Genomic DNA, 4,971 nt, shown 5'->3' on the forward strand with positions numbered 1-4,971 from the left:
CCAGACATCCCAAACCTCCAATCCGGCCTAAGACACTCTCCACAATACCCGGGACGGCTCACGCACAACCCCAGCCCGTTAACCCGGTAAGTGGCGTGTTAACCCGACAAGTGGCACCCTCAACCCCTCAATGCGCACGTTAACCCCTTAGGTGGAGCGTGGGCAGGTGTGCCCATACTCCACTAGTAGGGTCCAGCTGCGCATTGAAGGGTTGACACAGCCACCCATGGGGCCAGGCCGCCGCAGGCCAAGCACGCACCAGCCCCACGAAGCCCCGCACATCCGCAGATCCGAGGCGCTCACACCAGTCACGAGCCAGCCGCGACGCGAATCGCTCGGACCTGAGCGGCACTACAACACTCTCTCACGTAACACGAAGCAGCAGGTGCCAGGCGCCGGTTTCGCGTTCGACCTCGCGCCGATCGTGCCACACGGCAAGTGACAGGCAGCACGAAGACCACACCGAAGGGAGCGAGAAGCACCGATTCCACCATATTGCTTATTACCAATGGGGCGTTACACCCAATCAGGAAAATTCAACCCCTTCTGATCAGGTGGAATCTTCCCGATCAGGTGGAACCCTCCCAATAGAGCCCACCCCCAATCGACCCCGCCGTGTTCGAGGACTACCCCGATCAGGTGGAACTCTGTCGGCGGCGCAAGCACGCAAGCACCCTAACGGACGACAGAAACACACGCCACGACCGACCCCATCGGTGGCCCGGGCGCCAGCGTCACCGACGCCTCCTTCGACGATGCCTGAGACGAACCCCCGACCAACACGTATTATCCAATAACCCCTGCGTGGCACGGCTGGGCAGGACGCCTCCACAAGGAAACGCGCTGCGGTAGGCACATGACGGCACGATGGCCACGTCAAAGCGGGCGAACAGGACTGACCCCAGCGCCCCCGACATGTCCTATAACTCTGATCCTTCATGGGGCAGTCGACGCGAACCCCCCTCGCATGTGCTCGTGGAAAACGAATGGGGCCAGCCCGGGCAGGCTGGCCCCATTCGCGCGGGCGGGGGAGGATGGGGGTGTCCCCGCCCGCTGGCAGGGCTGCGAGGTGTATGGGTGGTGTGGAGGTACCCCGCTGCCAACGTTGTATTACATGCCGCCGAGCACTTGCGCGACGACGATCTTTCCGACCATGGCCACCGGATAGACGAGTGCGTAGCCGAGCGCCACACGCGGGTCGGCGTTGGTGCGCCCGTTCGCGAAGGCGAGGACGGCGGGCTGTGTTTGAGCGCCGCCGAGCAGGCCGGCGAGCTTCGTTCCACCCATTCTAAACACCCACCGCATGGTTACGTAGAGGCCAATGGCCATCGTCGATGTAATGATAGCGCCCAGAATGAAGATATTGATCCAGGCGCCCGATGTGAAAGCCTCAAGGATCTGGCCGCCCGCTTTCGCGCCGGCCTGGGCGAGGAAGATAAGTAGCCCGAGTTCGGCCATCACCTGGCAGGTGGTGAAGGGAAGAGCTGTGGCGATCGGACCGATACGCCCGATACGCCCGAAGATCAGGCCAACGATGAGCGTACCCGCTGCTGAACCGATCGAGAAATACTCGCCTGACGGGGTCAGGATGGGCAATTCACCGATCGCAATACCGAGGGCCATTCCAAGGCCCAGCGAGATCGGGTTGAGGTCCGTGAGGCCGTGCGAGGAGTCGCCGAAAAACTTTGTGATTTCCGCCATTTTAGAGGTGGGGGCAACGATGCGGACGCGGTCGCCCTGCTGGAGGACGAGGCCGGGTTCGGCCACCATGTCGACGTCGCCGCGGCGCACGCGGGAGATTGACGCAGAGAATTGCTTGGCCAGGCCCAGAGATGCGACCGTGCGACCGGAAACCTTAGGGTTGGAGATTGTCATGCGACGGAAGTCCAGGTAGGTGCGGTCCTGCATGAGCGAGTGCGAAGAGGCGTGGCCTAGCTCGGTTGCCGCGCGAGCGACCAGTTCTCGTGGTCCGACGACTGTCACGAGATCACCCTGGTCAAGCGTGTCGGACATCTGTGGGCGAGTAATCGGGCCGGTCTCGCCGCGACGCAGGCGCGAGAAGGAGACCTTTTCTCCGAGTTTTTCGTAGATGTCGCCGACGAACGGATGATCGTCGCGTTCCACACGGATGGTGCGGTTCGACAGGGGAGAGGGCGCGTCCTTGTCGTTGCGGCCATAGTGCAGGGCCGCCATTGATGCGGCGAGCATTCCGATGACACCGAAAAGGTAGGCAATCGAATACCCGACGGTTGCCCGCGCGGGGTCACCACTAGCCTCGCCCGCCGCAGCGAGCGCGGGGGTATTCGTGGCGGCACCCGCGAAGGTTCCGGCGATGAGGGGGACATCCATGCCCATGGCCTTGCCGACGTACAAGCCTAGGGCCGCCGCAATGCCGTAGAAGGCGACCATCGTCAGAATCGGGCCGATGGCTGTCTTGAGGTTGTGAAAGAATGATGCGCCGGAGTTCATTCCGATCGCGAAGGTGAAGAGTGTCAGCCCGAGCGTCCCCAGCTGCGGCGTGACGCGTAGTTCAATGTCGTAGGATTGAGCCCACGCGGCCATGACGATGGCGAAAAAGAGAACGGCAGCGGCCCCCAGGCCGATGCCTCTGACTGTGACCTTGCCGAAGGCCATGCCAATGCCGATGAGGAGGAACAGGAACAGCACCGGCTGGTCGTGTAATACCCCAAAGATCGTTTCCACGATGAGAACTCCGTGTCGTGAATTGAAGGTGTGCGCTACGTGTCAATTAAACCAGTTATGGGTGCTCTGTATCTCAGTCCATCGTCCTAGATGACGTTGGTGACACACAGGTCCGCACAGTGAGATAGTTGGGAGCGTCTCGCGCGGGCGAGATACCGTATTGACATGCTCAACGTTCGTGGGATTGGAATCTTTGCCCTGGTCATCGTACCTGGGCGTGCGATGCCTGCCGCGTAACGTGAGGATGGATCGCACGCCTATTCCCCGCACCCGCGCTGCTGCACGGTTTTGACGGGGTTTTTTCTTTGAGATGGTCCCGACGATTGAGAGGACGACTGGTGAGCGACACGAGTATCACCACCCGAATGACTGGAGCTGAGGCTATCGTGGCAAGCCTCGAGGCCCTGGGAGTGACCGACGTGTTCGGTATGCCCGGCGGCGCAATTTTGCCGACCTACGACCCGCTGATGGCGTCGACGGCGATTCGTCACATTCTGGTTCGACACGAGCAGGGTGCCGGGCACGCTGCCGAGGGTTACGCGATCGCAAGCGGAAAAGTTGGCTGCGCGCTGGTCACCTCGGGGCCGGGCGCGACGAACGTTCTGACTGCCCTGGGCGATGCTGCTATGGACTCAGTGCCGATCGTCGTTATCTCGGGCCAGGTTGGTGCCTCCTTGATCGGTACCGATGCCTTCCAGGAAGCGGACGTTGTGGGTGCCTCGATGCCCATCACGAAGCATTCTTTCCTGGTGACGAACCCGCAGGATATTCCCGCCCGTCTCGCCGAAGCTTTCCACCTAGCTGCTACGGGACGTCCCGGTCCCGTGCTCGTGGACATCACCAAGTCCGCCCAGGTCTCGCAGATGGACTTCTCCTGGCCCCCCGCCCTTGACCTGCCCGGCTACAAGGTCGCTGATCGCCCGAACATGAAGCAGGTTCGTGCTGCAGCTCGAGCGATCGTGGAAGCACAGGCGCCCGTGCTGTACGTCGGCGGTGGTGTCATCCGAGGCGGCGCGACTGAGGCACTCGCTGCCCTCGTTGAGGCCACTAATGCGCCCGTCGTGACGACCCTGACCGCTCGCGGAGCGTTCCCCGACTCTGATCGTCACAACCTCGGCATGCCGGGCATGCATGGGACGGTTGCCGCTGTGGGGGCCCTGCAGCGTGCGGATCTGATCGTTGCCCTCGGTGCCCGTTTCGACGATCGTGTCACCGGTCGTCTCGATTCGTTTGCGCCCCGCGCGACCGTGGTCCACATCGACATTGATGCCGCAGAGATCTCTAAGAACCGTCACGCGGACATCCCCATCGTCGCTGACCTTGCGACCGCCCTGCCGATCCTCACCGCGGAAATCGTCCAGGCCTCGGTCGACGGCGCTGAGGACATCTCCGGCTGGTGGCGCTACTTGGACCGCCTACGCACTAAGTATCCGATCGGTTGGACAACCCCCGAAGACGGCATGATGGCACCCCAGGCAGTCTTGAAGAAGCTGTCTGACCGCGTCGGCCCCGACGCCATCTACGTGACGGGTGTGGGTCAGCACCAGATGTGGGCGTCTCAGTTCATCACACTGGACAACCCGCGTAGCTTCATCTCGTCGTGTGGTTCGGGCACGATGGGTTACTGCATCCCCGCAGCTATGGGTGCCCAGGTCGGTGCCCCCGACAAGGTCGTGTGGGCGATCGACGGTGATGGCTCTTTCCAGATGACCAACCAGGAGCTGGCTACCTGCACGATCAACAACATCCCGATTAAGGTTGCCCTCATCAACAACTCAGTGCTGGGCATGGTGCGTCAGTGGCAGTCGCTGTTCTTCGGCAAGCGCTACTCGAACACGACGCTTAACCCCGTTGAGGGAGAGCAGATCCCCAACTTCGAGATGCTGGCTCAGGCCTATGGGATGGCCGCGCGCACGGTGCGCTCCATCGACGAGGTTGACGAGGCCATCGAGTGGGCCATGTCGATTAACGACCGTCCCGTCCTCATCGACTTCCGCGTGTCCAAGGACGCCATGGTCTGGCCGATGGTCGCCGCGGGTGTGTCTAACGATGAGATTCGATACGCCAAGGGCATGGCGCCCGACTGGGAGGTGGAAGACTGATGACAAACCGTCACACTCTGGCCGTGTTGGTCGAAAATAAGCCCGGTGTGCTCACTCGCGTGGCCGCGCTGTTCGCCCGCCGAGCCTTTAACATCAAGTCGCTGGCGGTGGGGGAGACCGAACACCCCGAGATCTCCCGCATGACCATCATCGTGGACGCCGACTC

At 62.1% G+C, this 4,971-nt stretch carries 3 protein-coding genes; 2 read left to right on the forward strand and 1 reads right to left on the reverse strand.

Features of this window, described 5'->3' with window-relative positions; translation table 11 throughout:
- Positions 1-1,110: 1,110 nt before the first annotated feature.
- Positions 1,111-2,703, reverse strand: a complete 1,593-nt coding sequence (locus RYL44_RS09925) for an aspartate:alanine exchanger family transporter (RefSeq protein ID WP_073983424.1) — start codon at positions 2,701-2,703, stop codon at positions 1,111-1,113.
- A gap of 335 nt (positions 2,704-3,038) precedes the next feature.
- On the opposite strand from RYL44_RS09925, the gene RYL44_RS09930 reads away from it, so the two are divergent.
- Together RYL44_RS09930 and ilvN are read left to right on the forward strand one after the other, a co-directional pair.
- On the forward strand, positions 3,039-4,805 hold the full coding sequence (locus RYL44_RS09930) for an acetolactate synthase large subunit (RefSeq protein ID WP_314975886.1): 1,767 nt from the start codon (positions 3,039-3,041) through the stop codon (positions 4,803-4,805).
- Positions 4,805-4,971 (forward strand): acetolactate synthase small subunit (ilvN, locus tag RYL44_RS09935; protein WP_314975887.1); only part of this gene is annotated, 167 nt, incomplete at its 3' end. The genes RYL44_RS09930 and ilvN, both read left to right, overlap by 1 nt.

It is taken from the genome of Actinomyces bouchesdurhonensis (assembly GCF_963540955.1).
Classification (GTDB): domain Bacteria; phylum Actinomycetota; class Actinomycetes; order Actinomycetales; family Actinomycetaceae; genus Pauljensenia; species Pauljensenia bouchesdurhonensis.